Here is a 24,458-nt window from a genome sequence, read left to right as displayed (position 1 = left end):
GGATCCTCAGGAAGGAAGGGTTATTTCGGTGTGATGTTCGATATCGCCGTCAGGCCCGTTACCGGGATCGAGATAATCAACATCAATCGCCAGCGTTCGCAGTTCATCCAGACTGTTCAGCTCATCCTGCTGGCGGGTATCGTCTTCGGTCAGCTCGCTGATGACCGAAAAATCGAACTGATAAATCAGCTCATGACGATTCAGATCCAGCAGCGTGCCGCCGTCATAGGTAATCGGGTTACCGCACGCTTCCGGGTTCCAGCCCAGCAGGGCCTTAAAGAGCATCTGCCGGACATCGTCCACCACATCATACGAAGCAAACTGACCGCGCTCATCACGCCCGTTACTCAGTATGACAACCACGGAGAAGCCCTCTTTCAGCTCCTGCCAGTAGTCGGTCTGGCTTTTGTTTTCTCCCGGAGAATCATCCCCCGGTACCACATACGCCGCCGGGAGTCTCAGCTTTCCGACCTCCGGCAGATTTTTGAACTGTGCCGCGCCTGCCACCCGGTTTTCAAAATACGGGCAGCGGGCACGCAGCGCAGCAATAACAGGCGTCAGTTTCATCTGTGTCGTCGCTCCGGCTTCAGTGATTTACGCAATTCCCGCGCCAGAAAATAGCGTGTCCAGCTGCGGTTCTTTTCAAGCGTTTCCACCATGAAGTTATTACGTGGAGCCAGTCGCCAGCCGCTGCCACCGGATGCACCACGATGATGGCTGCGACGACGCTTTGCACCTCGCCTCACGCCATAGAACAAAAAAGCCGGATAAAAATCACCGGTGATACGGCGGTTTCCCTCTCCATTACGCTGGTTAGGGGCTATACGTGCCATAAAACCAGGGCGATGTTTACTGGCTCTGGGTACCATGTAACCAATCGAACGAGCCAGGCGTCCGGTCTGATAACCGGGGTTTTCACCCGGTGCCGACCGCGCACGGCGCATCACCAGCCGACGGGCATCACGCATATGACGCTGACCAATCGTGACAAACGCCCGCCGGACACGGGCGCGGTTAAAGCGCATCTCCGCGGGCTGCTGAAAATCAACGTGCAAAAAGGAAGTCGTCATTGTTGCCTCCGTGACTCTGCCTACATTCGCCCAGCTCCGTACACTCCAGCAGCAGAAAGCGCCGCGCCCCGTTCAGATCGCGCTGACGTTTCACCCGGTACACACTGTCACCCCAGACCACCTCATAATCAGCGGTGATCCCCCGGCGGTAACGAATGGTGATGTAATGGGTGATGGCGTCACCGGTCTGCGCGGTTTCCTGCCAGGTGGTGGCACTGGTCTGGACAACCTTCGCCCATGTCCGGAACGCAACCGGGTATTGAGGCTCCACGCCAAAGTTATCCGCGGGCATATCCACCCGCTGGCGGATCAGGACGCGTTTATTCAGTTCACCGGGGTCCGGCAGAATGTAGGTTGCGCTGGTCTGCGCCTGACGAATTTTCATTGCGGAAAGTACCTGTACGGGCCGACAAGCCAGCCAAAACTCTGCGGCATGTCGAGTTTCTCCACTTCCGTAACCGACGAGCGGTTTTCGTAAAAATGGCTGATAAGCATCAGCATCCCCAGACGAATATCATCCGGCAGGTGCAGCCCGTCCGGATCGCTGTCCGGAATGGTTTCATCCGGTGCATAGAGCTTCCGGTTCAGATACGTTTCCGTCCGCTTTTGCGCCGCACAGGCCAGCAGTTGCAGATGGCGGTCATCAGCATCGAAATCCTCATCCAGCCGGAGTTGGGCTTTAATCTCTTCCATTGTCAGAAGCATACTCAGCCCTCTTTACTGGTCGTGGCTTTTTTCTCTTTTGCCGCTTTACTGCTTTTTGCACTGATTCCGCGCTCTGCTAACCCGGCCTGAAGTGCAATCTCCTGCACCCGGGCAGGAAGCGCCCCGTCGTCATACTCACCGGCCCGAATGACCTCAACACGCATACCGTCCGGTGACCATTTCAGATCTTGTTTCAGGATCATGATTCTTCACCCGTCAGAACAGGGGGCGCGGTTCCACGCCCCTGAGTGATTACGCCGCTGCAATCTTCAGCAGTTTGATGGCCTGCGAATCGACCAGCATCCCGCCGGTGCGCTTGGTGGTATAAAAACCGACAAACGGTTTATTGGTGTACGGGTCACGCAGAATGCGGGTGCCGATACGGTCAACGATGGTGTAACCCCGTTTGAAGTTACCAAATGCAATGGCTTTCGCATCAGCGGCGATATCCGGCATCTGTTCGTTTTCAGCGATACCGTAACCCGCCAGAGAGGACGGCTGCCCCAGTTCCAGCCCCGGACGCCACAGATAGTTACCCTCGGTGTCTTTCAGCAGACGGATGGCAAACAGGCTGTTGTTGTTCATCATGAACTTCGCGCCAGTGCGGTGTGCCTTACGCAGCGTGTAAATCAGTTTGATTATGGCGTCTGCGGTCACCGCGGTCGCTTCGCCGGATACAATATGCTGAAGTTTGCCGAACGCCCGGACCTTGTCGGTTTCATCAGTGGATTCATACGCCAGGAACCCTTTCGGCTTCTTGGTGCCATCGCCTGAGGTAAAGGCAATTTCTTCCTGTTCGGCAAATTCGGTTGCCAGCTCGCTGTTGATCCAGGCCTCCACGTTGAAGAAGGCATCGTCCAGCATTTTCTGGGTAGCCTGCGGGTTGCCGTAAATTTCCCCCATGAGAGGTTCAATCAGCTCCAGTCTGGAGGTGGCAGTCTGGGATCGCGTATCCGTTTCCCCCACCCATCCGGAAGCCGTACCGCCCAGATTCACCAGTTTTTTGTAGTCGGAACCGCCAACGGTGATCACCGTGGCTTCCTGACGCATCACCACTTCATCTTTCAGCAGGTTAAGAATGTTGCGATCCAGTTCTTCCGGCACGGCGTAGCCACCGTCTTCATCGGTACCCACCTGCAATGCCTTACGCTCCAGATCGCGCAGACCGTCTTCACGGCCTTTACGCAGGAAGCCCACAAACGCTTCTTTATGCTCGGTGGCCAGTTTATTTTGCGCACCACCTGCCGGACGTTTCAGCTCAAGCAGCTCTTTTTCAAGATCGCTTTTGAGGTTTTCCAGCTCGCTGAGTTTCCCGTTCAGGGTTTCCACCTGCCCGGCAAGCTTGCCTTTTTCCTGCTCAATCGCATCCACGCGCTTGTCGTTCTTTGCTTTGAAGTCGTCAAACTTCTGCTGCAGCTCCTGCGCGACCTGTTCGACATCTTTAATATCTACCGCCATCGTATTTCTCCTGATTAGAAGTTCAGATTTTTCAGTGCATTCAGTGCAGAGCTCACATCCTCAGCGTCGCGCAGGGACAGTGCGCCATAGCCCCCGGCCATGAATGCTTTGGCCTGGGTACGGGAGAGTCCGACATCACGCAGGACTCTTTCGATTTTTTTCTGTTCGGGGATTTCCCCGCGGGCCAGCGCGTTCTTGACGTCGCTGATCCGCGCCTCGTCGTTAGACGGGAACGTCACCAGACTGACTTCCCAGAGGTCGATTTCTTTCAGCAGAAAGGCTTCTTTCGTCCGGTCGTATTCCCAGTCTTTCAGGACGTACCCAATAGAAAGGCCGGTTAACGAACCGGCCTTCATGTGTGCATGTGCGCGTTTTGCGAGGGGATCATCATCAATAAGCAACCGTCCCCTGACGTAAAGCCCGACATCGTCTTCCTTCATTTCGGTGTAAACACCGATGGGTTCATCCATGCGGTGCTGCCAGAGCAGCGCAGGTAACGCTTTTCTGTCACTCCACGCCCGCAGGGAAGCAGCAAATGCCCCTGACATCACCACATCATCGTGGCTGTCCTTTACACCAAAGACGGAGCCATACCCTTCAAACTCACCGGAGTCACTGACAGATTTCAGACTCAGCGGTACATCAAGACGTTGTTTCGTCTGCATTGGCGTTATCCTTCTGCTTACCGGCTTTACTGCCATCGGAGGGTTTCGTGGTCATATTCATCGGTGTGAGATAGACATCCCCACCGGGACGCGGATTCATATCTTCCAGGTCGCGGCAGTCATTGGGAGAGTAAATTCCCCAGTTGATACCGGTGGCGTAGGCTTCAAAACGGGACTTCATATCCCCGCGCAGTAACGCCCCGGCGTTAAATTTGGCGTAATAAACGCCCTGCTTACTTTTTCGTACCAGTCCGGTGTTGATCCGCTGCTCAATGCGGGTCAGATACGGCACCAGTGAATAGTTGATAAATCCCAGCCCCAGCTCTTCGATATTGTTGAAGGTGGCGCGATCGGTGTTCTGCACCATGTGCAATGGCACCCGGAACAGACGACAGATTTCTTCAAGCTGAAACTTGCGGGTTTCCAGGAACTGGCTGTCCTCGGCGTTCAGCGCCATCGACTTCCAGTCCAGCCCCATCTCAAGGATCATCGGGCGGTGAGCATTGCCAAGCCCGGTGTGACGCTCCTCAAAATCTTTCTTCAGGCGCTCATAAGCCTGATCCGACAGCGTCTGCTCTGTACGCAACACACCGGACGTCACCGCACCATTGCTGAACAGTCTGGCCCCGTGCTCTTCGGTCGCAGCTGCCAGCGATATTGCCTCGCGGGCATAGGCGATGGGATTCAGTCCCACCAGACCGTCCAGCGTCAGCGTGCGCACATGCCAGATATCTTCCTGGCTCAGTACATCCGTGGAGCCGTCCGGGAATGTGACCTGATAGATCGGCTCCCAGCTACTGTTAAGCTTCGGTACCACACAGCCGGGATCGACGGGCAGCAGTTCAGCCACTTCGCCAAATGCTTTCACTTTGTAGGCGTAAAAGTTTCCCCGCAGGCACAGACAGGTGACCACCAGCTCCCAGAACTCCTGCGGCGTCATATAGCCATTGGGATGCGTGGAGATCAGTTTATGCAGACGTTCGCCGGTGGCTCTCTGCTTCAGGCTGCCGTTCAGGTGATACAGGTTGCAGGGCAACATCCCGACCGACTCTGCCAGCACTCTGACGCAGGAAAAAACCGCCGTCAGTCGCATGGCCCGCTGACTGCTGATCTGCTTTCCGGTATAGGTGTCATACGACAGCCCGATGGCATCCGCCAGCTCTGCTGGCGTGGTCACCGGTGCGTCACTTTTTCGTTGAAATAATCCCGAAAATCGTTGAAATAATCCCGAAAAGAACACTATTTACCTCCGCCGACAGACGACTGTGTACGGTCGAGATATCGCGCCACCAGCCACGACCAGAACAGGCACAACGCCCCGGCAACAACAAACCCCGCCGGGGGATAAATCAGCCAGGCACCATACGCCAGCAAAAGCGCCCCCAGCACGCCCACCAGAGGCGCGAGAATCAGCATGATCATAATTACCTCAGTTAAAGCGAGCGGATCCCATAGGACTCAATGTGGTCAGACAGCGTGTCTTCTTTCTCGTACAGCATGGCTCTGCCAACCGCCATAATCAGCGCAACTGCACCATCGATTTTGTTTTCCGCCTGCTCTTTGACGGGCTTCACCACATCATCGTTACCCGGAATGGTTTTGCCGACCACGTTGCCGATACACCAGGTCATGATGGGATTGCCATCATGATGAAAGCGCCCCGATTCAATTGCCGCTTCCAGCTCTTTCATCGGGTCGGACATGTTGGTGTAGTTCTGAATGATAGTGACGGGATTCAGGTCTTCATCAGCAAGGTCATGTGACAACCCGGTCGCCCCGAAGGGGTCGATGGGTGACTCACTGACCGGGCTGATTTTGTTCGCCGCTTTGGCCTCCTCGAGGATGTAGCGATAATCCACCTCCGCACCATCGGTAACGGTCAGAACGCCCATTTCCACCCATTTCTGAAAGCGTTCGGCTGTCCGGCGATCTTCATTTTTCTCGACGCTGTACACCGTGTCATACGGTACCCAGAAGCGCGGAGCCACACTGTAGTAATGCGTTTTACCGTCAATCTCGCGGGTATAAAGTCGCGCCATGCTGTTCATATCCAGCTTACGCGCCAGGTCAAAGGCCAGAATGCACGGTTGCCCCTCGAACTGCTCAAGGGTCAGTGATTTATCCTCGCAGCTCTGCCAGCTCACCAGGTTGAAATACGCCGAACGCGCCGACACCCAGATATTGAGGTGTTTTGTTTTAAAGACGTTTGCCAGACGGGCGTTATTTTTCGCACGCTGCTGCTGACTTAACAAAAATTCGCGATAAACCGACACGCCAATATTCGGGTTAGCTTTTTCCAGCACCTGCGGGTCGGTCCAGTCATCACCTTCATCAACGGTATAGATGATCCCGAACAGTTCATCGTTGGGCACCGAGCCGTTGAGCATCTCGATGACTTCCCGCCGCTTGTCGTAGCACGGCCCCTCAATGTTGTACCCGGCAGTAGTAATGGCCCACATCAGTGGCTGACGTCGCGCCCCCATCCCGGTAAGCATCGTGGTGTAAAGCGCATCGGTGGCGTGCTCGTGATATTCATCCACCACCGCACAGTGGGGTGATGATCCATCACCGGGGTTACCGATCAGCGGTTCAAACCGCGCGCCATCCTCCGGACGGTTCATGTTTGAGGCGTTAACCTCAATCCCGAACGCTTCCGTCAGCATGGGTGTGCGTTTACACATCAGTCGCGCCGGGCGAAAGACTTCCCACGCCTGTTTCTCTGTCGTAGCACCAGAATACACTTCCGCGCCAAACTCGTTATCACAGGCAAAACAATACAGGGCGACACCGGCAGAGATTGCCGATTTGCCGTTCTTACGGGGGATTTCGGTATACACCTCACGGAAGCGGCGCAGCCGGGAGCCTTTATTGACCCAGCCAAACGCGCAGCAGATCACAAAGAGCTGCCACGGCTCCAGCGTGATGGGCATCCTCTTAAATGCCCACTCACCCTTGGTGTGCGGCAACAGCTGAATAAATTTGGCGGCCCGTTCAGCCAGGTCCTTGTCGAAGCGGTAACGAAACGACTTACTTTTTTCCGCCATCAGGTCATCAAGATGGCGCTGGCAGGCCTGAATCACAAACTGGCAGGCCACAATCTTTCCGCGCACGACATCCCGGGCATACTGATTGGCAGCATTTACGTTGGGGTAAGATTTCCGGCTCATGATTCGATGATTTTCAGATTGTCAGAAACGGGTTAGTGGCTTTCTTCTTCCCCGCCAGGCCAATCAGACGCTGGCGGCTGCTGGGGTCGAGTCCGAGCATTGCCCCCGTGCTGCTCATCTCGGACTCCTGTTCTTTCTTGGCGGTCAGCTCCGGATTTTTGACCATGCCACCCATTGCACCGGTGATGGTGTTACCCTGTCTGGCAATATTTTTCACGGCACGTCGCCAGAACTCATAGGCCACACACCACCGCTCAAGTACCGCCAGGTCAGTCACGCACAGCAGGCCCTGACCGCAGAGTTCTTTGGTTGTCAGTTGCCACATGATCGTGGCGAGAGGGAGATCTTCTTCTGCGAACCACTCCGGTGGCTCAACACCTTTGATGGGCGTAAAAACAGGTTCATCTTTGTTCAGGGCTCGCTTGCCGGGGTTTCCGGCCAGCGCCTTGCGCGCCGTTGGCTTGGGGCGACGCCCGGAACGCCCCGCCGTTCCAGCCATATGCGGCACTCCTGGTTAAATTTCATTTTTCGCGGGTATAAAAAAACGATGGGGCGGGCAGTCCGGAAGACGTCAGGCCACAGGGATTTGACCCGCCCCTCCCCTCAGGCAGTTGAGAATTATTATCACTTTAGCCGTTCACGGGCCGTCTTCGTCTTATGGCACGGCCAGCACAGGCTCTGCAGATTACTGTCTGCATCGGTGCCGCCATGCGCTTTAGGGATGATGTGGTCAACGGTTTTCGCTTCACGCGCCACACCAGCACGCAGACATAACTGACACAGGCCTTTGTCACGTTGCAGCACACGCACACGGATAACATCCCACTTAGAACCATAACCGCGCTGATGACGGGATTGTCCTGACTTGTATTGCTTCCAGCCTTCGCTTTTGTGGCTTTCGCAGTAGCCTGACGGGTCTGTCGTGGTATTACGGCAGCCGCGAACGCGGCAGGCTTTTGGAGTTCGAGGGGGCATAAATATATTCCTGTTCTTTGTCCGGACTATTTGCCTGCTGCCAGCAAAGCGTTACGGCGCATCTCGATACTTCGAATCCCCGCTTTGTCAATATTGCATTGTCCCAACGCCGAAAGCAGGCTCACATTCAGATCCAGACTGGCCCCATAGGTCAGCGGCTCGGGAATGACTGGCTGGGGAGTTTCAGTAGTCAGGCTTGCTGGCAACGGTACCGCCGGAATCGGTACGTAAACTGTTCGCGTACTTCCGCAACCGGTCAGCAGCGGCAGCAGGCACATGACGTGAAGCACAATCATCATCCGCAACAGCCACTTTGATATCTTCCTGGGTTCTCTGTGACTCCAGTGCGATCTGCTGTTTTGCATGCTGGTTAGCCTCTATAACTGTATTGATGATTTGCAGTGATTGCAGAACGTTACGGGTAATGGCAGTTGCTGATTCAGCATTTCGTACAGCCTCATCAGCACGCTCCTTTTCGTGCTGATATTTGCTGTAGTAATGTCCAGCAGACCAGATGAAGGAACCAATGACGCTAACAACGAAGGCAACAATAACCAGCTTATATCTCAGCTTCATTTACTACCCCACCAGCTTTTTTAAATCGGGCAATCAGGTCACCGATTTTATGTTCATACTGACCGTAACCTGCACCAGGTAACGACGCCCAGATATTGCTGCAACGGTCGATTGCCTGACGAATACTGCCGCGGTCAATCATCGGTAAAGCACCACGCTCTTTAATCTGCTGCAGAGCTACAGCGTCCTGGCTTTCTGGAGAAAAATCTTTCAGGCCAAGCTGTTTACGGTAAGCATCCCACCAGCGTGAAAGAAGCTGGTAACGTCCGGCAGCTGTTGATTTGAGTTTGGGGTTTAGCGTGACAAGTTTGCGAGGGTGATCGGAGTAATCAGTGAACAGTTCGCCACCAACAATAACATCATAACCGTGGTTACGTGTCGGTTGTCGCCCGTTATCCGTTCCTTCTGACCATGCCACCATATCCAGGAAAGCTTTACGCTGGGAATTTAGTGCCTGCATAAATTACTCCTTCGAGCTACCAAATTTGTTACCGATTACTCGCATTGCAGCCCCACGAATAGCATCGACACCGATCAGCCCCACGCCACCACCAATGGCAACAGAAAGCGATTTAGGCCATCCGACATATTCAAGAGCGGATGCAAAGGTCAGCGTCAGAGCGCCACATAGCAAAATCTCGAGCGTTTTTCGCTTCCAGCCACCACCACCGCCAAAATAGGCGATGCGCAAACCAGCCATAACGATCGACATAATCACTGCACCCAGCGGTGTGTCTCCACGCCACCAGCTCTGAAACAACTCCAGCCAGTCCGGCCAGGTATTTGGGTTATGAGGCATTTCGTCATCTCTCACCTCGCGATATTTGCGGGTGCTGTGTTGGAAATAAAAAGGCCACGCAACGTGGCCACCAGAATTATTTCCCCACCAGTTCACTTACCTCTTTCACCGTCTGATTAAACCGCTCTGACTCAAGCTCAACACCTAACGCCCGACGCCCCAGCGCCATTGCTGCTTTTATTGTGGAACCGGATCCCATAAAGAAATCAGCAACCAGATCACCTGGTCGACTACTGGCATTGATTATTTGCCGGAGCATATCCGCCGGTTTCTCGCACGGATGTTTACCCGGGTAGAACTGAACGGGCTTATGCGTCCAGACATCGGTATAAGGCACGGAGACTGATACGGAGAAATAGCGCCGGAGAGATTTAAACTCATCCAGCAATTCAGAATATTTGCGATTCAGTGAATCATAAGATGCCACCAGCTGGTGGTGTGGTTGTTCCAGTTGTTGTTCCTGAAACTTCTCTGCCGCTATACGGGAAAACAGTGCCTGTAACTTCCGATAGTCAGCCTCATTCGGCAACTGCCACTGACTGGCACCAAACCAGTGGGAAACCATATTTTTCTTACCTGTGGCTTCGGCAATTTGTTTTGCCGTTATACCCAGTTCGGCACGAGCATCCCTGAAATACGATATCAGCGGTGCCATTATGTGCTGTTTGAGTTCCCTTTCTTTTGCCGCATAGCCGTCACTTTTGCCGCGATATGGCCCCTGGTAATGTTCAGCAAACAGAACGCGCTCTGTGGCAGGAAAATATGCACGCAGACTTTCTTTATTACACCCATTCCAACGTCCGGACGGCTTCGCCCAGATGATATGGTTAAGCACGTTGAAACGTTCACGCATCATGATCTCAATATCAGATGCCAGGCGATGCCCACAGAACAGGTAAAGGCTTCCGGCAGGTTTTAACACCCGCCAGAACTGGGCCAGACAGTGGTCCAGCCACTTAAGGTAATCTTCGTCCCCTTTCCACTGATTGTCCCAGCCGTTGGGTTTCACCTTGAAGTACGGCGGATCGGTAACAATCAGGTCAATGGAATCATCAGGCAGGGACTGAATAAAATGCAGGCAATCAGCGTTGATTAAATCAACACTGTTTATTTTTACAGTATTTTTCATGGATCAGTAAGCGTAACTCTGGTAGGCTCACTCTGCTTTTGCGCTAAAGCAGTGGGCCGTGGTTCGCTTGTGACCAGTAAGCATGAGCGAATGGCTGGCAGGTGCTACCAACACCCACCAGCCGCCCATTTTCACAGCAGGAAACCGCCATTACTGGCAGCGTCTGAATTTATTCCCGTATCCGCCGTTATCCTTCGCCAGACCCGCCAGAACTAACTGAGTCAGTATTAACTGGCACCGGGCTTCGCTTACTCCGGTAGTTCTCGTCATCATGCGTGGCGTTACCCACTTGTCAGCAGGTAAGAAATGAAGGACTGCGGCGGCGGTTTCTGTCATATCTTGCTGTTTTAGCATGTCTTTTTCCCTTCTGGTTAACATGACATACCAATAACTCTTGTCTAAAAATCCAGCAAGATAAAAAGTCAGTATTCACGACCACCAGCGTGTTTACTGTACTGCACCAAGTTTACAGGTACAAAAAACCCGCTCAGTGGCGGGTTCTTAAATCTTATCAACGGTAGACATACAAAGCCCATCGTTGGGAAAATCTTATCCATATTTTTTGAAAAATGCAAGCATCATGTCGCCATCTTCGGCGAAAATCATTTATCTTGTCACTTTTCTCAATTGTGTCTCTGCATATGCTTCTTCCTGCCAGCACTTTGTAACCAGTTTATCAATGACATCTGCATATCCTTTGTACCACTGATAATCCGTCAGATCCGGTACCAGCTTCTGGACATGATGCCGCGCCAGTGTGGTTGGTAAACGGCTAAACCGGTTTCCATTGCAACGCCCACAAATCTTATAAACAGGCGTGCCATGAAGCCGGGTCCTTTTTTCATCCAGGACAATACCTTTCCCCTTACACCCTCTGCACGCTGTGCTGACTTCTCCCTTACCATGACAATGCTGACATAGTTCCTTCACCCACTCCTCCTTGATAACAGATTCACCGCTTCTGGAGTGTTTCACTACTTCGCGCAATACATTATGAAATCCAGTACCTGCACAATGCTCACAGCGAGCCTTACTTGCCGCAGACCTGGAATAATCAGCAAAGGCAAAATTCACAAGGTAAGGGATGATCTGTAACCGGGTTTCTTCACTCAATTTATTCAATGTCGGGTTATCCAGTGCCATCGCGTAATTGAGCAGACCTTCAATCGCAAACTGAGGATCCTGAACACCAACTTTTGCCAGGAATAAGGCAAACCCAAGCGGTGCTTTCGACTGCACCATCCCCTGCGCAGCCATCACATCCGTAATCGTTAAACCACCTGAGCCTGTCGCCGGTGCGTCATCGCTCAATTTTGGAGATTTTGGGGAGTAATATTTTGGTAAGGCTTCAAGGTTCATGCTCGTTCTCCACTTACGCCAATACGCCAATTGCCAGCGCACGATCGATAAAACGAAATATCAGCTCCAGCTGAGAGCCATACTTCTCTTCAAATGCCACGGTATCTGCATGCAGCTCGTCGTGATGCTTTCTGCACAAAGGCAACACAAAGAGGTCATGCGTTTTTGTCCCCATTCCCCCCTGACCGTGGCCTATCAGGTGGTGGGGATCATCAGCAGGCTTTCCACAACATGCACACGGCTGTGTCTTAACCCAGCGCGTGTACTTTTCATTAACCCAGCGGCGACGTTTTGGGCGTAACATAAAAGACTCCGGCGACTCCGGATCCACTTTCAGCGCCAGCACCTTTTTCGCCTTATCCTGGATGATGCTGGTGGCAGGAACCGAAGGCACAAGGTCACTTTCCCGGGTAACAGACGGCACAACAGGCTTCGGTAATCTCAGTGCCTTACGGGCTGCACTTTCCGGTAAGGCATCCGCCAGATCATTACGAATCAGCCACCAGCACAGTTCCGGCATTGTCACAACGTGACTGTCATCAAAACCGAGATCCCGACGCACAACAGACAACACCCAGCGGGCACAGTTATCCGTTGCCATTGATTCCAGCCGTTCCGTGAACTGATCGCGCAGCTGGTTATCGCAGTGCCAGCACAGACGGATTGCACCCGGAGCGTGTCGCATTGTGGTCATGTTCTCGCTGTGCCAGTCGGAATGAGGCCACTGGCAGCCTTTTTCACGAAGTAACCAGCTTTCAAGACATTCCACGCCACCAGCACGACGGATCACTGCCTCATTGCGGAACACGGCCCGAACGGCAGGATCATCCGCCAGCGGTTGTGATGCCGCCGGAACGGCACCACTGGCGAAAGATGAATAACGTTCCGGCTCAGGCTCCAGCAGGACACGCCCCTGCATAAACAGGGGCATCAGCTCTGAACCTGGCCTGAACAATACGATCCCCATACGCGGGGCAATTTCAGGGGTCAGTAGTGCTCTCACGGTCACCTCAATGAACGGTATCGAGCAGCTTTAACAGCTCAGGGAATCGGGATTCGAAGAAATGCGGCTGCGTCTCGCGCGGATTTGCGGGACTGGTGATGTTCTTGCCGAACATGCAGCCTTTCGCTGTCAGCGACCAGAATTTTTTGATGTTGTTAATCGCGGTACGGCTGTATCGTTCGCGTTGTTCAACGATCCCCAGCTTCGCCATCTGGTGATATGCCTGATTAGCCGTAAGGCGGATACCATACTGTTTCAGCAGTGCACTCAGCGACAGCGTGGGGCGACTTGAGCCATCAGGCGCGTCAGCAGGAGCATCAATGGCATAGCGCGGTGCCAGATTCGGTAAGCCAACAGCCTCCTGGAGTTTCTGACAGGCACCAAGCACTGATGAGTTAGACAGGTTTAACTCCCTGCGCATAAAGTCCAGCAGAATCACACCAGCCTGCATCTTGTCAGCAGCCTGCCCGGATAATTTTTCCGGTGCGCTGGTTACCATATCGAAAGTACGGATCACCTTCAGATGGAATGACGGGCTGATCCACATTGCATAGGCATACACCAGTTCCTTGCAGACATACGTTCCCCGTTCATTTCCCCCATGAATCACACTCACCGGGTCAAAACCCAAATTCTGGGTGTTGGTCAATTCATGAACAAGCTCAACAGTTTGTTGGCTGGAAAGAAACTTTCCTGGCTCCTTGGTTCTGGCATTTGCACCAGATGCTACTGCTGCGCGATGCAGATCGTTCAGGCTGTAACGTCCATAAGCATCACGACGAACTTCAATACCATCAATGACCATCAGATTATTCATACTTCGTTTCTCCTCTTGATCAGGCGGCTGCACCCGCCGTTTTCTCGTACTTACTGATAGTGATCTCGACCTTCCCTTTCGGGATAACCGGTCCCCACTCCACCAGCATTCTTTTCACCTGTCTGTCGTCTTCCCACACACCCGCGTGGGTCAGGGCGTCAAACAGCGCCTTGTTATAGTTGTCCAGATCACGGATCCGGTTATCCGGCGGAAACAACACGATCTCCACTGAAGCAGGTGCCGACGTTGGTTTCGGCAGACGACGTAACTGCTCAACTATTGCTGCGCACGCCGCGCTCTGAAATTTTCGCCCCGCCTCGCTTATCAGGCTCTTACCAGCAAATGCCCCTTTGTTGGGGTGTCGCCAGTACGTGTTCACACTGGGCGGGAAAGGAAGGATCAACTTCATACTTTCAAGCCCCTCTCATGTAACCAGTGGGCTGCACGCAACCTGGCGTTCTCCTCACCGGCAAGCAGTGCGCGGATGATACCGACCGCTTCGCTGTCGTCGTCCTTCACCGCGGTATGAAGCGTGATGCCCCGGGCCACGCCACGCTTTATCGTGATGACGCCTTTTTTCTCCAGTGCACGAAGATGCTCCACCGCTGCATTCACTGAACGGTATCCCAGCATGGTTGCCACCTCCTGATTGGTTGGCGGGAAGCCACGTTCTTTCTGATAAGAAATCAGCATATCCAGCACCTGCTGCTGGCATTGAGTTAACGTCGTCATGCCGCCATCTCCCTGACCAGTTTTTCTGCCTGCTGGCGAACCTGCGCCAGAAAGGCCTCACCACATGCCTCAAGTTCATCGCGCCCGATGTAGCTGATTGCCGGTCCCTTCCAGGTCTTGTCGAAAACAGCAATAGCACCAGCGAAGAAAGCGCCTGTCGGCACCTGCTTCTCATCCTTCGGGATAAACCAGGCAGGCAGTTCAAAACCAATACGCCCGCGAATAAAAGCAATATGGTCCGCATCTTCCGGCCACCACACTTCGCTGGTGGCAGCTTTGATCAGGAAAACATAGCGCCCGCCCTTATCACGCATGGCACTGGCATGTTTCATGATGTAACGCATGCCGGTGATGTATTGCCCCTCATGCTGACTGGCGCGGCTGTATGGGGGATTACCAAAGGCAGCACCTTTAAGCTCCGCAAGACGTTCTGACCAGTCATGCGCCAGCGCGTTATCTTCCGCCGTGTAATACGCGGCACATTTGGCGTTATCACCGTCAGTAAACAGATCCAGAACAAACGGGCCAAACAGAGTGTTAATTCCCCAGAAAATGTTGTCCGGCGTGCGCCACTGATCGCCCACTTCCTTCAGTTCATGGGCTGGTTTGTTCCGCAGTTCTACCAGCGCCTGGCAATATTTATTACTCATTAAGCCCCCACGTAAAAAGCATCCGCAATGTCTCCGGAAGTACAGCCCGGATGGGCTTCAATGAATTTCTGAACGTCATTTAACAGACTCATGATCACCCCCTGAATCCTGCCGGGATCTGGCTGTAGTCCACGTTGTCGTAACTGGCTTTGAAGTACGGGTCTTCACGTTTTTCTGTGTGCGTGCTGACGGACGGCGATAAGCGCAGGGAAAGCTCATCCCATTTTTCCCGCAACTTCGACGGGCTGAGCACGTTACGGCACCAGAACGGATCGCGGCTGACGCGGCTGTACATCTCGCAGATTTGTTTGTGAGTACGACCATCCTGCACACACATCAGGCGAATTTCGTTTGCCCAGGCTGTCCAGTTCGGTTCTTTGGGACGAACCACCTCGCCGTCACATTCGGCGGCCTGCTCGTACAGGGCGATGATTTTTTTCCAGAGCCACTGTGCGCAGGTCAAATCATCCTGCGTTCCCCACTGGCGCTTTTTAGGGCTGAATACAACCGCATCAGGATGGCGAGTTAAAAAATCCTGTTCATCCGTCTGCGTGTCCGGTTGCGAAGCGTCCGGACGAGAAGGTTTTTTATCTGACGGTTCATGTTTTGATTTTACTGACGGATCCCCGCCAGATTCTGACGGGTGAAAACCCGCTTTTTTGCCAGATTTCGACGCATCAAATTTTGACGGGTCAGATTTTGATGCGTCAGATTTTGACGGGTCAGAATCTGACAGTTGAGAAAATGCCGCTGCCTGAAGCTTCGCAACGTTAAGCTGATAAACATTCGACGCATTGCGGTTACCCTGGCGACGCGCCTTACGCGTTAACCAGCCTTCTGCTTCCAGCCGTGCGATAGCCGTTCTGACGGTACTCATCCCCGCGCCAATCTGGCGGGCAATGGTTTCAATTGATGGCCAACACACACCTTCGTCATTACTGAAATCAGCCAGGCGGGCCATAATTGCCACGCTGGATAACTTCATGCCTGACGCAGCGCAACCATCCCATACATAGCCGGTTAATTTAGTGCTCATGACCGACCTCTATTTCCCTGAATTTACGACGAAACTGTTCGAGCGGGCTGAAGCACTCATGCTCATAGCCTTCGCGGAGGTAGATAACCCGTTGTGTTTCCGGTTCCCAACGAATGACTCTGACGGGCACTCCGTAGTGATCTTTGAACCAGCGGTTAACTTGTTGCAAAGGACTGTCTCCTTCTGCCGGTTGAAATCACCCACAGCCCACTCTGCAAATCTGTGGGTTACAATTTCCCTGTCACCTGGTACATTCACTGCATAGCAATACTCCACCTTCGCTTTTCCACCCGGTACAGGAAGCGCAATCAGTTGCGAGCGACGGTAGTGTGTTGTTAAACTGTTCATGCGTTAGTTTCTCCACAACCAGAAGCAATCGACGCCACGACGCCCGGAGCTGCACACTCGCGGGCGTTACTCTTTTCCGGCGCACAAAAAACACGAAATAACAGTGTTAAATGCTCCTGCCACTTCGCCATTACTTGGTAGCTGTTCTCTTCGATTTGCTCACGCTCAGCCAGGTCAATAACTCCATCAGCAGTTGCCTTGCGTAAGTACTGGGAATGCTTGCCAATCCATTCTATTGACTCCATCAGCCGCTGATTAATGTCACCATTGTCAATGTCATCAATGACCACCAGCGGCACAAACACCCCATTACTACGACGGGCTATTGCATCTGTTACATGCCTGGTACCACTGGCATCCTGTAAAACCATGGCCCACTCAAGTGGAAAAATTTGATCCCCACCGCTACGCAGTCTGTTATGCAATTGATCTTTTGCTGGGGTGATATCATCAGATTTATACAAACCAAGAATTTCTGCTGCTTCCTCATAGCCATGAGGTAAATCAGCAATCGTTCTTCGTATTGCTGCCACCAGCCATGCTGGTTGTTTATCAACTTTCCATTCAGGTTCTTTACCCACGGTTAATTCCTCATTTCTGTGGTGTTTTTATGCCGCAGCACTGTTAGTCTTTTGATATAAAGACACGTCAACTTTCAGTTTCCCGTTAGTAATTTTTTCTAACTGGTACGCTCGGCCTTCAGGAATAATCTCAGGCCACTCTGAAACAGACGGATGCTTAATACCTAGGGCTTCGGCGGTTTTACAAACTCCGCCGAAATAATTAATCACGTCGGATTTCCGCATTTCTGTCTCCCGTTAAATTACGTTAAGCAGAAATGTAGGATATCCAACATGCCAATGTCAAGAATCCTACATTGGCATGTGGTAGGATTGCCTACATGATGAACATGAGTGATCGTATTCGCCAAAGGCGAAAAGAACTGAACCTGACACAACAAGCACTGGCTGATTTGACTGGTGTGAACCGTGTCACGGTTACTGGATGGGAAAAGGACGACTACCAACCAAATGGAGCCAACCTTCAAGCCCTAGCCAACGCACTTAAATGCGATCCTCTGTGGCTTGTTAGCGGAAAAGGCTCGCCTGAACCAAAGATAAATCTAAAACCTGAAATATTCGCAGTTAAAAAAGTCCCCCTCATCTCGTGGGTTCAGGCGGGTTCATGGACAATGACGGAGCCTGGTGTCAGGAAAGAAGATGCTGAAGAGTGGGTTTATACTACCGCCCTTGTATCAGAAATGGCATTTGCACTACGGGTCCGTGGTGATTCAATGACCAATCCCCTCGGCTCACCATCGATACCAGAAGGTTCTATCGTTATCGTAGAGCCAGATATTATTGATACAGAGTGTATTAACGGAAAAATCGTTGTTGCCCATATCAATGGTGGGCAAGAAGCGACACTCAAAAAATTTGTTGAGGACTGGCCGAACAGGTATCTCGTCCCACTAAATCCTAACTATAAAACTATTGAATGCGGTGAGAACTGCAGAATAGTTGGTCTTGTCAAACAAGTAATAATGGATTTTTGACACATCTTCCTCACTATCGCAAAACCGGGGTATCCCCGGTTTTTTTATGAGCCTATCTTTTTATGTAGGATAACCAACATAAACTCTTGACACTCACATGTTGGATATCCTACATTTGTTTTTAGAGTTGTGGTGAAGGCGCAGGCTGATGCGCGAAAGACATTGCAGCTATTGCGGAAAAGAGCTGTTCGGCGGGGCAATTAAACGCCCGTGAGAGTCTGAAATAACCGCAAGCCGGAGATCAGCACCGGTCACCACAACAGCCACTGCTTTGGCGGTACCAGTTTGTACACTTGCTTCCGGCTGGTACCGCTCTTTTTACAAAACAGAGAAGAGCATCACCGGACGACGGGCTCATAACCCAATCCATCCGGGCGGCTGCCACCGCAGGTGTTCTTCTCTGTTTTGTGGAGAAACCAACCGACCTTGCAGGGTCGATATGATGAGGAGCAGCAAAATGGCTAGCGAACGCAGTACTGATGTGCAGGCATTTATCGGGGAGCTGGACGGCGGCGTATTTGAAACCAAAATCGGCGCTGTTCTCAGTGAAGTCGCTTCCGGTGTGATGAACACGAAAACCAAAGGTAAGGTCTCGCTCAACCTGGAAATCGAACCGTTTGATGAGAACCGTGTGAAAATCAAACACAAACTCTCATATGTTCGCCCGACTAACCGCGGGAAAATTTCCGAAGAAGACACCACCGAAACGCCGATGTATGTCAATCGCGGTGGCCGCCTGACTATTCTGCAGGAAGACCAGGGACAATTACTGACTCTTGCCGGTGAACCTGACGGAAAACTCCGCGCAGCAGGTCATTAATATCGTTCTTAATTAACTGATTATTTATCTCATCACTGAATATCTTAATATAGTGAGGACTTATTATGTCTCAGAACTTAGACGCAACCGCAATTAATCAAATCCATGCCCTTATTTCTGCTCAGGGTGTTAATGAAATTATCAGTAATATTGGTGCCGATGCTGTGGCATTGCCTGAGAATTTCCGCATTCATGATCTGGAAAAATTTAATTTAAATCGCTTCCGTTTCCGTGGTGCGCTTTCCACTGCCAGCATCGATGACTTTACCCGTTATTCTAAAGATCTTGCAGATGAAGGCACCCGCTGCTTTATCGATGCTGATAATATGCGTGCCGTCAGTGTACTTAACCTGGGTACTATTGATGAACCAGGTCACGCAGATAACACCGCCACTCTCAAACTGAAAAAGACAGCACCGTTCTCTGCCCTGTTGTCTGTTAACGGCGAGCGTAACTCCCAGAAGTCACTGGCAGAATGGATTGAAGACTGGGCCGACTACCTTGTTGGCTTTGATGCTAATGGTGACACCATTCAGGCAACAAAAGCGGCTGCGGCGGTCCGTAAAATCACGATTGAAGCAAACCAGACCGCTGATTTTGAAGATAATGACTTCAGCGGCAAACGCTCCCTGATGGAGTCTGTCGAAGCGAAGACCAAAGACATTATGCCAGTGGCATTTGAATTCAAATGCGTTCCGTTTGAAGGCCTGAAAGAACGTCCGTTTAAATTACGCCTCAGCATTATCACTGGCGATCGTCCTGTACTGGTTCTGCGCATTATTCAGCTGGAAGCGGTGCAGGAAGAAATGGCTAACGAATTTCGTGATCTGCTTGTTGAGAAATTCAAAGACAGCAAAGTAGAAACCTTTATTGGTACTTTCACCGCCTGATTTCATTACTGCAAATGCCCCTGCGGGGGCATTTATGGAAACGTAATTAACTCAATAATCACCGGATGGTGAGGGCTTCCTTTTACCAGAATTCAGCGCGGTGCAGCGCATATACGTGGAGAACAAAATGTCATTTATTAAAACTTTTTCCGGGAAGCATTTTTATTATGACAAGATAAATAAAGATGACATCGTTATTAACGATATCGCGGTTTCCCTTTCAAATATCTGTCGCTTTGCAGGACATCTTTCACACTTCTACAGCGTCGCCCAGCATGCGGTGCTTTGCAGCCAGCTGGTACCGCAGGAATTTGCTTTTGAAGCGTTAATGCATGATGCAACAGAAGCATATTGCCAGGACATCCCCGCTCCACTGAAACGCCTTCTTCCTGACTATAAACGGATGGAAGAAAAAATAGATGCCGTAATCCGTGAGAAATACGGGTTACCCCCGGTTATGAGCACACCTGTGAAATATGCCGATCTCATCATGCTGGCAACCGAACGCCGCGATCTCGGGCTTGATGATGGCTCTTTCTGGCCTGTACTGGAAGGCATCCCGGCAACAGAGATGTTCAACGTGATTCCACTGGCACCGGGCCATGCCTACGGGATGTTTATGGAACGTTTTAACGAGTTATCGGAGTTACGCAAATGCGCATGAATGTTTTCGAAATGGAAGGGTTTCTTCGCGGAAAATGTGTACCGCGAGATCTGAAAGTGAACGAAACAAATGCCGAGTACCTGGTACGTAAATTCGACGCGCTTGAAGCTAAATGTGCGGCACTGGAAAACAAAATAATACCAGTGTCAGCTGAACTGCCGCCAGCAAATGAAAGTGTTCTGTTATTTGATGCTAACGGAGAAGGCTGGCTGATTGGCTGGCGTTCCCTCTGGTACACCTGGGGACAAAAAGAAACCGGAGAATGGCAGTGGACATTTCAGGTCGGGGACCTTGAAAACGTCAATATCACTCACTGGGCAGTAATGCCAAAAGCACCGGAGAATAAGAAATGAGCGTGATAAAAACTCATACAGGAATTGTTATCACCCGAGACGGTCCGCAGGTAAAAAAACTGCACCAGACAAAGCGGATGTGGGTCGTCGGAAAAAACGAGTTTTACCACAAAGAAACCGGACGCCGCCACTTTGCAGAAAATACTCGCCGCCGACTGCTGATCGATACCATCAAGCCGATCGAGGTGAAGCATGTTTAAACAGAACGAAAAATCTATCGCTCAAATTGCTGAGTATATCCCACGTGCGTGCCGGGGTATGCAGTTGCAGGAAGCCAAAGCACGCCTGGAGAAAAAAATTGCGCTCTATATCGATGACGGCTGTGATGCTGCCGTTCTTAACGCAGCGTTCGCGCCAGCTCTTAACAGTCATACGCGGGAGTCTTTTTTTTCGTGCATCGCAGCGCAGATCCGCAAAGGAGGCAACCAGTGAGCAAGATTGACTATCAGGCACTGCGTAAAGCGGCGCAACTGGCAACACAGGGTGAATGGGTCGCATTTATTTCGTCTGGTACTGGTACATATGCGGTGCATACACCTGGTGATAAACGATGTGAAGACGTTATCAAATGGACCGGCTTTGATGGACAGAACAACGCAGAGAACAACGCTCGTTATATCGCAGCTTTCAACCCTGAAGTAGTGCAGGCGCTGCTGGATGAACGGGAAAGAAACCAGCAATACATCAAACGCCGTGACCAGGAGAACGAGGATATTGCGCTAACGGTAGGGAAACTGCGTGTTGAGCTTGAGGAGACAAAATCAAAACTCAACGAGCAGCGCGAGTATTACGAAGGTGTTATCTCGGATGGAAGTAAGCGTATTGCTGAACTGGAGAAAAGCGAAGAGCAACTCATTAACGAGCGTGACCATGCTGAGTCTGCTTTGGCTGATATGTACTTTGCAGCAACCGGGGATAGGCCGGAGTGGAGTAACTGGTTCGGCTTTTCAGATGCCGTAGATGCCGTGGTTGACAGAATTGCTGATTTAGAAGCTAAACAGCCATCACCAGTAGTACCGGAAGGACTGGTTAAAGCAGTGTGCTTCTATGAACAGGTAAAGCGTGAGAATCCGCCAGTCGAAACCGGAGCATGGAAAGACGCTGTTGACTGGGTGCTCAAAGAGGCTTGCCAGGCTGTAAACATTGGTACCAAAGGAGATTGATATGAGCACTTTCACCGACAAAGAAATGATTAAAGAAATCAAAGAGCGCATAGGCAGCCTGGACGTTCGAGACAATATTGAGCGCCGTGCTTATGAAATTGCACTGGCATCACTGGAAGCAGAACCGGTGGTTTACATGTGGGATAGCGAAAGAAAAGATATTGATGCCCCTGGGTATTATCGGACTGAGCATTTAGTGTTCGCTGAGAGTAGTGTTAATCAATGGGGAGGGCGAGTTGTTCCACTTTACACCGCGCCGCCAGCGCCGGTAGCGCTTGCTGTTCTGGAACGTTTGCAATCCATTGTTGCAGACCCACGCGCATTACCTCGCAGAAAAGAATGGGTTAGTGGGCAGCAGTACAGTTACGTACTTCTCGAAAACGTAGAAGCTATGGTTGATGAAGCCTGCCGCACCGCCATGATTCATGGTGCCGAACCTGTAAGCCAGACTTACAAGTTGAACGAGCTGTCGGGCAACTCTCCGGTAACTCCGGATAGTTGGATAAGCTGTAGTGATCGAATGCCGAACGACGCGCAGTGGTGCGTAGTGAACACAGAATACGGGTATTACGTGCAATGCTGGTCTGAAGGTCAAGGGTGGCTTGGTGATGATATCAGCATCCCTAAATGCGATGTAATCAATTGGATGCCTCTACCAGAACCGCCGCAGGAGGTGAAGTGATGAACAACTTAATGATCGACCTTGAGACGATGGGGAAAAATAAGGATGCACCGATCGTTTCCATTGGCGCGGTGTTCTTCACTCCAGAAACCGGAAACATCGGACAAGAATTCTATGCGGTTGTCAGCCTAGACAGTGCTATGAAGCAAGGAGCTACACCTGACGGCGATACCATCCTGTGGTGGTTGAAACAAAGCCCTGAAGCGCGAGCTGCAATCTGTATTGATGATACTTTGTCGATCAGCGATGCTCTCTCAGAACTAAACCATTTCATTAACCGGCACGCAGACAATACGAAATATTTAAAAATCTGGGGTAACGGGGCCACCTTCGACAACGTAATTTTACGTGGAGCTTATGAGCGAGCAGGACAAATCTGCCCGTGGGCGTACTGGAATGACCACGATGTACGCACGATCGTTACACTTGGGCGTTCCATCGGATTCGACCCCAAAATGGACATGCCTTTCGATGGCGAACGGCACAACGCCCTAGCTGATGCCCGTCATCAGGCAAAATATGTTTCCGCTATCTGGCAGAAATTAATTCCTGCCACCAGCACAGAATTATGATTTTCCCGGGTGCAGCCGGTTTTGATGGAGAAAATTATGAACACCTTGTTTTTACTGATGGCTGAATTCAATACCCCAAACATTGAACTCTCAGCAGTTAGCCAAAAGTACTTTGGTATGAGTCCAGCCACGGCAGAAGCAAAAGCAAACGCTTGTAAGTTGCCCGTTCCAACATATCGCATCGGCACATCACAAAAAGCAAAACGTTGCATCAATATTCAGGATCTTGCGGAATACATAGACAAAAGGCGAGAAGAAGGACGTATCGAGTGGGAACAGGTCAGAACAGTCAAACAGAAGGGCAAAGAACATCACTAAAGAAAAAACCCGCCTGAAGGCGGGTTTTCAAAAAGCACCAGCTATGATCATGCTGCTTTGCGACGACGAAGCTTACCCTGCTGCTCTTTACCAGAGACAGTAGCGTGAGTGAACGCATTAGGAGCAGCCTTCATCAGAACTTCAACAGCAGCACCCATACCTGCGAATGCTTTCATTGTGTCGAACTTAACCTGTGGCTTGGTTGCTTTTTGATCTTTCATAGAAAACTCCCGAGACAGTAAAGGCGTCTCTAACCCTTTCTTTAAAGCTAGCTTGTTTCGCTAACTTATGCCAATCGACATGATCGATTGGTGACATCGTTTCTTAGTAGTTTAAGCACAAAACGACTGCCATAGATGTACCTTTAAGGTAATCTGGACGGGTATCCTACAATTTGTAGACCCTTCTCGTCTATACCTACTGAGCAAATTTAAGAAAGATATCCTGCAGCTCATCAATGACTGCCGACATCACATAACCGCACTGTTCCATGCGGAAACCAAAAGACTCGTAATACTGCACCAGTTCTGGTACTGGCTCTACAATGTGGACAACTTTACATTCAACAGCTTTACAAAATATAAAAGCACTCATAAGAGTGAGTAAAACCATGCGCCCTTTCAATGGGTGAGATTCATCTTCTCTAGAAAACCTTTCGATCATATGGATACGAAAGATGTTTTCTTCAACCCCATAAACACAAATTGCTGCTCCTGATGGTATTCCCTGAACCCGACCTTGCTGAACAAGTTTTATGCAGAACTCATACTTTTCTCTGGAGTTGCCATAGGTACTTAACGCATAGTCCCATTCAAGCTCACCATAGCCACCACACAGAATCTTGTAATCATCATCACTGAGCGGACCAACAGCAAGAGGTAAGCCGACATGATCAATAATCAACTGGATATTGTTACGTACTGATTGACCTATCTCGTCCAGGGTAAGCATC

General features: G+C 51.2%; 40 protein-coding genes and 3 pseudogenes. 12 read left to right on the top strand and 31 right to left on the bottom strand.

The genetic code is table 11. The annotated features are described in order from the left end of the window. Positions 1–6 precede the first annotated feature (6 nt). The 29 genes and pseudogenes from HUZ68_RS01130 to HUZ68_RS00990 form a co-directional block, all read right to left on the bottom strand. Positions 7–567 (bottom strand): phage tail terminator protein, encoded by a 561-nt coding sequence (locus tag HUZ68_RS01130; RefSeq protein ID WP_000779296.1) that lies wholly within the window; start codon positions 565–567, stop codon positions 7–9. Next, positions 564–1,070: a hypothetical protein gene (locus HUZ68_RS01125; protein WP_000213502.1), complete on the bottom strand. Its 507-nt coding sequence runs from the start codon at positions 1,068–1,070 to the stop codon at positions 564–566. Before HUZ68_RS01125 ends, HUZ68_RS01130 begins: the two co-directional genes overlap by 4 nt. Continuing rightward, positions 1,045–1,455, bottom strand: a complete 411-nt coding sequence (locus tag HUZ68_RS01120; protein WP_079904302.1) for a phage head closure protein — start codon at positions 1,453–1,455, stop codon at positions 1,045–1,047. The genes HUZ68_RS01125 and HUZ68_RS01120 overlap by 26 nt, the downstream gene beginning before the upstream one ends. Next, on the bottom strand, positions 1,452–1,775 hold the full coding sequence (locus HUZ68_RS01115; protein WP_000927711.1) for a head-tail connector protein: 324 nt from the start codon (positions 1,773–1,775) through the stop codon (positions 1,452–1,454). Before HUZ68_RS01115 ends, HUZ68_RS01120 begins: the two co-directional genes overlap by 4 nt. Before the next feature lie 2 nt (positions 1,776–1,777). Beyond that, complete coding sequence (locus HUZ68_RS01110; protein WP_000601360.1) at positions 1,778–1,978, bottom strand: hypothetical protein; 201 nt, start codon at positions 1,976–1,978, stop codon at positions 1,778–1,780. A 49-nt stretch (positions 1,979–2,027) separates the two neighbouring features. Then, entirely contained in the window at positions 2,028–3,233 is a 1,206-nt protein-coding gene (locus tag HUZ68_RS01105) for a phage major capsid protein (RefSeq protein WP_000257507.1), read from the bottom strand. A gap of 14 nt (positions 3,234–3,247) precedes the next feature. Continuing rightward, positions 3,248–3,898: an HK97 family phage prohead protease gene (locus tag HUZ68_RS01100; RefSeq protein ID WP_001193634.1), complete on the bottom strand. Its 651-nt coding sequence runs from the start codon at positions 3,896–3,898 to the stop codon at positions 3,248–3,250. Continuing rightward, positions 3,876–5,138, bottom strand: a complete 1,263-nt coding sequence (locus HUZ68_RS01095; protein ID WP_089606754.1) for a phage portal protein — start codon at positions 5,136–5,138, stop codon at positions 3,876–3,878. Before HUZ68_RS01095 ends, HUZ68_RS01100 begins: the two co-directional genes overlap by 23 nt. Then, entirely contained in the window at positions 5,138–5,320 is a 183-nt protein-coding gene (ymfR, locus tag HUZ68_RS01090) for a protein YmfR (protein ID WP_000605606.1), read from the bottom strand. Before ymfR ends, HUZ68_RS01095 begins: the two co-directional genes overlap by 1 nt. 11 nt (positions 5,321–5,331) lie before the next feature. Continuing rightward, complete coding sequence (locus HUZ68_RS01085; protein ID WP_000088153.1) at positions 5,332–7,065, bottom strand: terminase large subunit; 1,734 nt, start codon at positions 7,063–7,065, stop codon at positions 5,332–5,334. A gap of 13 nt (positions 7,066–7,078) precedes the next feature. Next, positions 7,079–7,564, bottom strand: coding sequence for a phage terminase small subunit P27 family (locus HUZ68_RS01080; RefSeq protein WP_000929174.1), 486 nt, complete (start codon positions 7,562–7,564; stop codon positions 7,079–7,081). 125 nt (positions 7,565–7,689) lie between these two features. Then, positions 7,690–8,040, bottom strand: a complete 351-nt coding sequence (locus HUZ68_RS01075) for an HNH endonuclease (protein WP_029396331.1) — start codon at positions 8,038–8,040, stop codon at positions 7,690–7,692. Positions 8,041–8,066: 26 nt separating this feature from the next. Next, positions 8,067–8,405, bottom strand: a complete 339-nt coding sequence (gene lysC / locus HUZ68_RS25070; RefSeq protein ID WP_089584763.1) for an Rz1-like lysis system protein LysC — start codon at positions 8,403–8,405, stop codon at positions 8,067–8,069. Further along, a pseudogene (locus HUZ68_RS01065) lies at positions 8,347–8,616 on the bottom strand (DUF2570 domain-containing protein); the annotation flags it as partial. The gene lysC and the pseudogene HUZ68_RS01065, both read right to left, overlap by 59 nt. Next, positions 8,600–9,076: a glycoside hydrolase family 24 protein gene (locus HUZ68_RS01060; RefSeq protein ID WP_001148534.1), complete on the bottom strand. Its 477-nt coding sequence runs from the start codon at positions 9,074–9,076 to the stop codon at positions 8,600–8,602. The gene HUZ68_RS01060 and the pseudogene HUZ68_RS01065, both read right to left, overlap by 17 nt. A 3-nt stretch (positions 9,077–9,079) precedes the next feature. Further along, a complete protein-coding gene (locus HUZ68_RS01055; RefSeq protein WP_001120502.1) occupies positions 9,080–9,415 on the bottom strand; it encodes a phage holin, lambda family in 336 nt (111 codons plus the stop codon). Positions 9,416–9,491: 76 nt separating this feature from the next. Next, entirely contained in the window at positions 9,492–10,544 is a 1,053-nt protein-coding gene (locus HUZ68_RS01050) for a DNA-methyltransferase (RefSeq protein ID WP_000799659.1), read from the bottom strand. 150 nt (positions 10,545–10,694) lie between these two features. Beyond that, positions 10,695–10,898 carry a hypothetical protein gene (locus tag HUZ68_RS01045; protein WP_000917724.1) on the bottom strand — a complete coding sequence of 68 codons (204 nt, stop codon included), beginning with the start codon at positions 10,896–10,898 and terminating at the stop codon, positions 10,695–10,697. Positions 10,899–11,150: 252 nt separating this feature from the next. Next, a complete protein-coding gene (locus HUZ68_RS01040; RefSeq protein ID WP_001047106.1) occupies positions 11,151–11,903 on the bottom strand; it encodes an antitermination protein Q in 753 nt (250 codons plus the stop codon). 13 nt (positions 11,904–11,916) lie between these two features. Then, entirely contained in the window at positions 11,917–12,906 is a 990-nt protein-coding gene (locus HUZ68_RS01035; RefSeq protein ID WP_224690286.1) for a DUF968 domain-containing protein, read from the bottom strand. 7 nt (positions 12,907–12,913) lie between these two features. Then, the gene (locus HUZ68_RS01030; protein ID WP_239594008.1) at positions 12,914–13,723 is read right to left on the bottom strand and encodes a KilA-N domain-containing protein; all 810 of its coding nucleotides are present in this window, start codon (positions 13,721–13,723) and stop codon (positions 12,914–12,916) included. A gap of 19 nt (positions 13,724–13,742) precedes the next feature. Continuing rightward, positions 13,743–14,132 carry a RusA family crossover junction endodeoxyribonuclease gene (locus tag HUZ68_RS01025; protein ID WP_000767134.1) on the bottom strand — a complete coding sequence of 130 codons (390 nt, stop codon included), beginning with the start codon at positions 14,130–14,132 and terminating at the stop codon, positions 13,743–13,745. Further along, on the bottom strand, positions 14,129–14,455 hold the full coding sequence (locus HUZ68_RS01020; protein WP_000210154.1) for a LexA family protein: 327 nt from the start codon (positions 14,453–14,455) through the stop codon (positions 14,129–14,131). Before HUZ68_RS01020 ends, HUZ68_RS01025 begins: the two co-directional genes overlap by 4 nt. Then, positions 14,452–15,105 carry a phage N-6-adenine-methyltransferase gene (locus tag HUZ68_RS01015; protein WP_000066917.1) on the bottom strand — a complete coding sequence of 218 codons (654 nt, stop codon included), beginning with the start codon at positions 15,103–15,105 and terminating at the stop codon, positions 14,452–14,454. Before HUZ68_RS01015 ends, HUZ68_RS01020 begins: the two co-directional genes overlap by 4 nt. Before the next feature lie 14 nt (positions 15,106–15,119). Then, a pseudogene (locus tag HUZ68_RS01010) lies at positions 15,120–15,203 on the bottom strand (hypothetical protein); the annotation flags it as partial. Beyond that, entirely contained in the window at positions 15,200–16,141 is a 942-nt protein-coding gene (locus tag HUZ68_RS01005) for a helix-turn-helix domain-containing protein (RefSeq protein ID WP_021518078.1), read from the bottom strand. The gene HUZ68_RS01005 and the pseudogene HUZ68_RS01010, both read right to left, overlap by 4 nt. Beyond that, positions 16,131–16,310, bottom strand: a complete 180-nt coding sequence (locus HUZ68_RS01000) for a DUF4222 domain-containing protein (protein ID WP_001188051.1) — start codon at positions 16,308–16,310, stop codon at positions 16,131–16,133. Before HUZ68_RS01000 ends, HUZ68_RS01005 begins: the two co-directional genes overlap by 11 nt. A gap of 175 nt (positions 16,311–16,485) precedes the next feature. Further along, positions 16,486–17,070, bottom strand: a complete 585-nt coding sequence (locus HUZ68_RS00995; RefSeq protein ID WP_039022224.1) for a YmfL family putative regulatory protein — start codon at positions 17,068–17,070, stop codon at positions 16,486–16,488. Positions 17,071–17,097: 27 nt separating this feature from the next. Beyond that, complete coding sequence (locus HUZ68_RS00990) at positions 17,098–17,295, bottom strand: Cro/CI family transcriptional regulator (protein WP_001231956.1); 198 nt, start codon at positions 17,293–17,295, stop codon at positions 17,098–17,100. A gap of 95 nt (positions 17,296–17,390) precedes the next feature. On the opposite strand from HUZ68_RS00990, the gene HUZ68_RS00985 reads away from it, so the two are divergent. The 12 genes and pseudogenes from HUZ68_RS00985 (at position 17,391) to HUZ68_RS00930 (ending at position 23,506) form a co-directional block, all read left to right on the top strand. Beyond that, on the top strand, positions 17,391–18,044 hold the full coding sequence (locus HUZ68_RS00985) for a LexA family protein (protein WP_000981537.1): 654 nt from the start codon (positions 17,391–17,393) through the stop codon (positions 18,042–18,044). 457 nt (positions 18,045–18,501) lie between these two features. Then, positions 18,502–18,864, top strand: coding sequence for a protein YfdP (gene yfdP, locus HUZ68_RS00980; RefSeq protein ID WP_000135680.1), 363 nt, complete (start codon positions 18,502–18,504; stop codon positions 18,862–18,864). A 65-nt stretch (positions 18,865–18,929) separates the two neighbouring features. Beyond that, positions 18,930–19,754 (top strand): YfdQ family protein, encoded by an 825-nt coding sequence (locus HUZ68_RS00975; protein WP_137536413.1) that lies wholly within the window; start codon positions 18,930–18,932, stop codon positions 19,752–19,754. 127 nt (positions 19,755–19,881) lie between these two features. Continuing rightward, positions 19,882–20,418, top strand: coding sequence for a 5'-deoxynucleotidase (yfdR, locus tag HUZ68_RS00970; RefSeq protein WP_001401560.1), 537 nt, complete (start codon positions 19,882–19,884; stop codon positions 20,416–20,418). Then, entirely contained in the window at positions 20,409–20,771 is a 363-nt protein-coding gene (locus tag HUZ68_RS00965; RefSeq protein WP_001242718.1) for a phage protein, read from the top strand. The genes yfdR and HUZ68_RS00965 overlap by 10 nt, the downstream gene beginning before the upstream one ends. After that, positions 20,768–20,971: a hypothetical protein gene (locus HUZ68_RS00960; RefSeq protein WP_000111289.1), complete on the top strand. Its 204-nt coding sequence runs from the start codon at positions 20,768–20,770 to the stop codon at positions 20,969–20,971. The genes HUZ68_RS00965 and HUZ68_RS00960 overlap by 4 nt, the downstream gene beginning before the upstream one ends. After that, positions 20,964–21,203 carry a hypothetical protein gene (locus HUZ68_RS00955; RefSeq protein ID WP_000476211.1) on the top strand — a complete coding sequence of 80 codons (240 nt, stop codon included), beginning with the start codon at positions 20,964–20,966 and terminating at the stop codon, positions 21,201–21,203. The genes HUZ68_RS00960 and HUZ68_RS00955 overlap by 8 nt, the downstream gene beginning before the upstream one ends. Further along, positions 21,200–21,934 carry an ead/Ea22-like family protein gene (locus tag HUZ68_RS00950; RefSeq protein ID WP_137536411.1) on the top strand — a complete coding sequence of 245 codons (735 nt, stop codon included), beginning with the start codon at positions 21,200–21,202 and terminating at the stop codon, positions 21,932–21,934. The genes HUZ68_RS00955 and HUZ68_RS00950 overlap by 4 nt, the downstream gene beginning before the upstream one ends. A 1-nt stretch (position 21,935) precedes the next feature. Beyond that, positions 21,936–22,061 (top strand): annotated as a pseudogene (locus tag HUZ68_RS00945) (hypothetical protein); the annotation flags it as partial. Between the two features lie 9 nt (positions 22,062–22,070). Then, entirely contained in the window at positions 22,071–22,616 is a 546-nt protein-coding gene (locus tag HUZ68_RS00940) for a DUF551 domain-containing protein (protein ID WP_374704727.1), read from the top strand. Beyond that, the gene (locus HUZ68_RS00935; RefSeq protein ID WP_121865612.1) at positions 22,616–23,188 is read left to right on the top strand and encodes a 3'-5' exonuclease; all 573 of its coding nucleotides are present in this window, start codon (positions 22,616–22,618) and stop codon (positions 23,186–23,188) included. The genes HUZ68_RS00940 and HUZ68_RS00935 overlap by 1 nt, the downstream gene beginning before the upstream one ends. A gap of 36 nt (positions 23,189–23,224) precedes the next feature. Then, positions 23,225–23,506, top strand: a complete 282-nt coding sequence (locus tag HUZ68_RS00930; RefSeq protein ID WP_016241025.1) for a pyocin activator PrtN family protein — start codon at positions 23,225–23,227, stop codon at positions 23,504–23,506. 47 nt (positions 23,507–23,553) lie between these two features. Here HUZ68_RS00930 and HUZ68_RS00925 read toward each other — a convergent pair whose 3' ends face one another. Continuing rightward, positions 23,554–23,727 (bottom strand): hypothetical protein, encoded by a 174-nt coding sequence (locus HUZ68_RS00925; RefSeq protein ID WP_000654815.1) that lies wholly within the window; start codon positions 23,725–23,727, stop codon positions 23,554–23,556. A 196-nt stretch (positions 23,728–23,923) separates the two neighbouring features. Further along, complete coding sequence (locus HUZ68_RS00920; RefSeq protein WP_000956557.1) at positions 23,924–24,457, bottom strand: hypothetical protein; 534 nt, start codon at positions 24,455–24,457, stop codon at positions 23,924–23,926. Position 24,458: the final 1 nt, after the last annotated feature.

The sequence above is a fragment of the Shigella dysenteriae genome, assembly GCF_022354085.1.
In the GTDB taxonomy this organism is placed as follows: Bacteria; Pseudomonadota; Gammaproteobacteria; order Enterobacterales; family Enterobacteriaceae; genus Escherichia; species Escherichia coli.
Note: the sequence above shows the minus strand (reverse complement) of the source record. Positions and strands in the feature narration are given on the sequence as shown.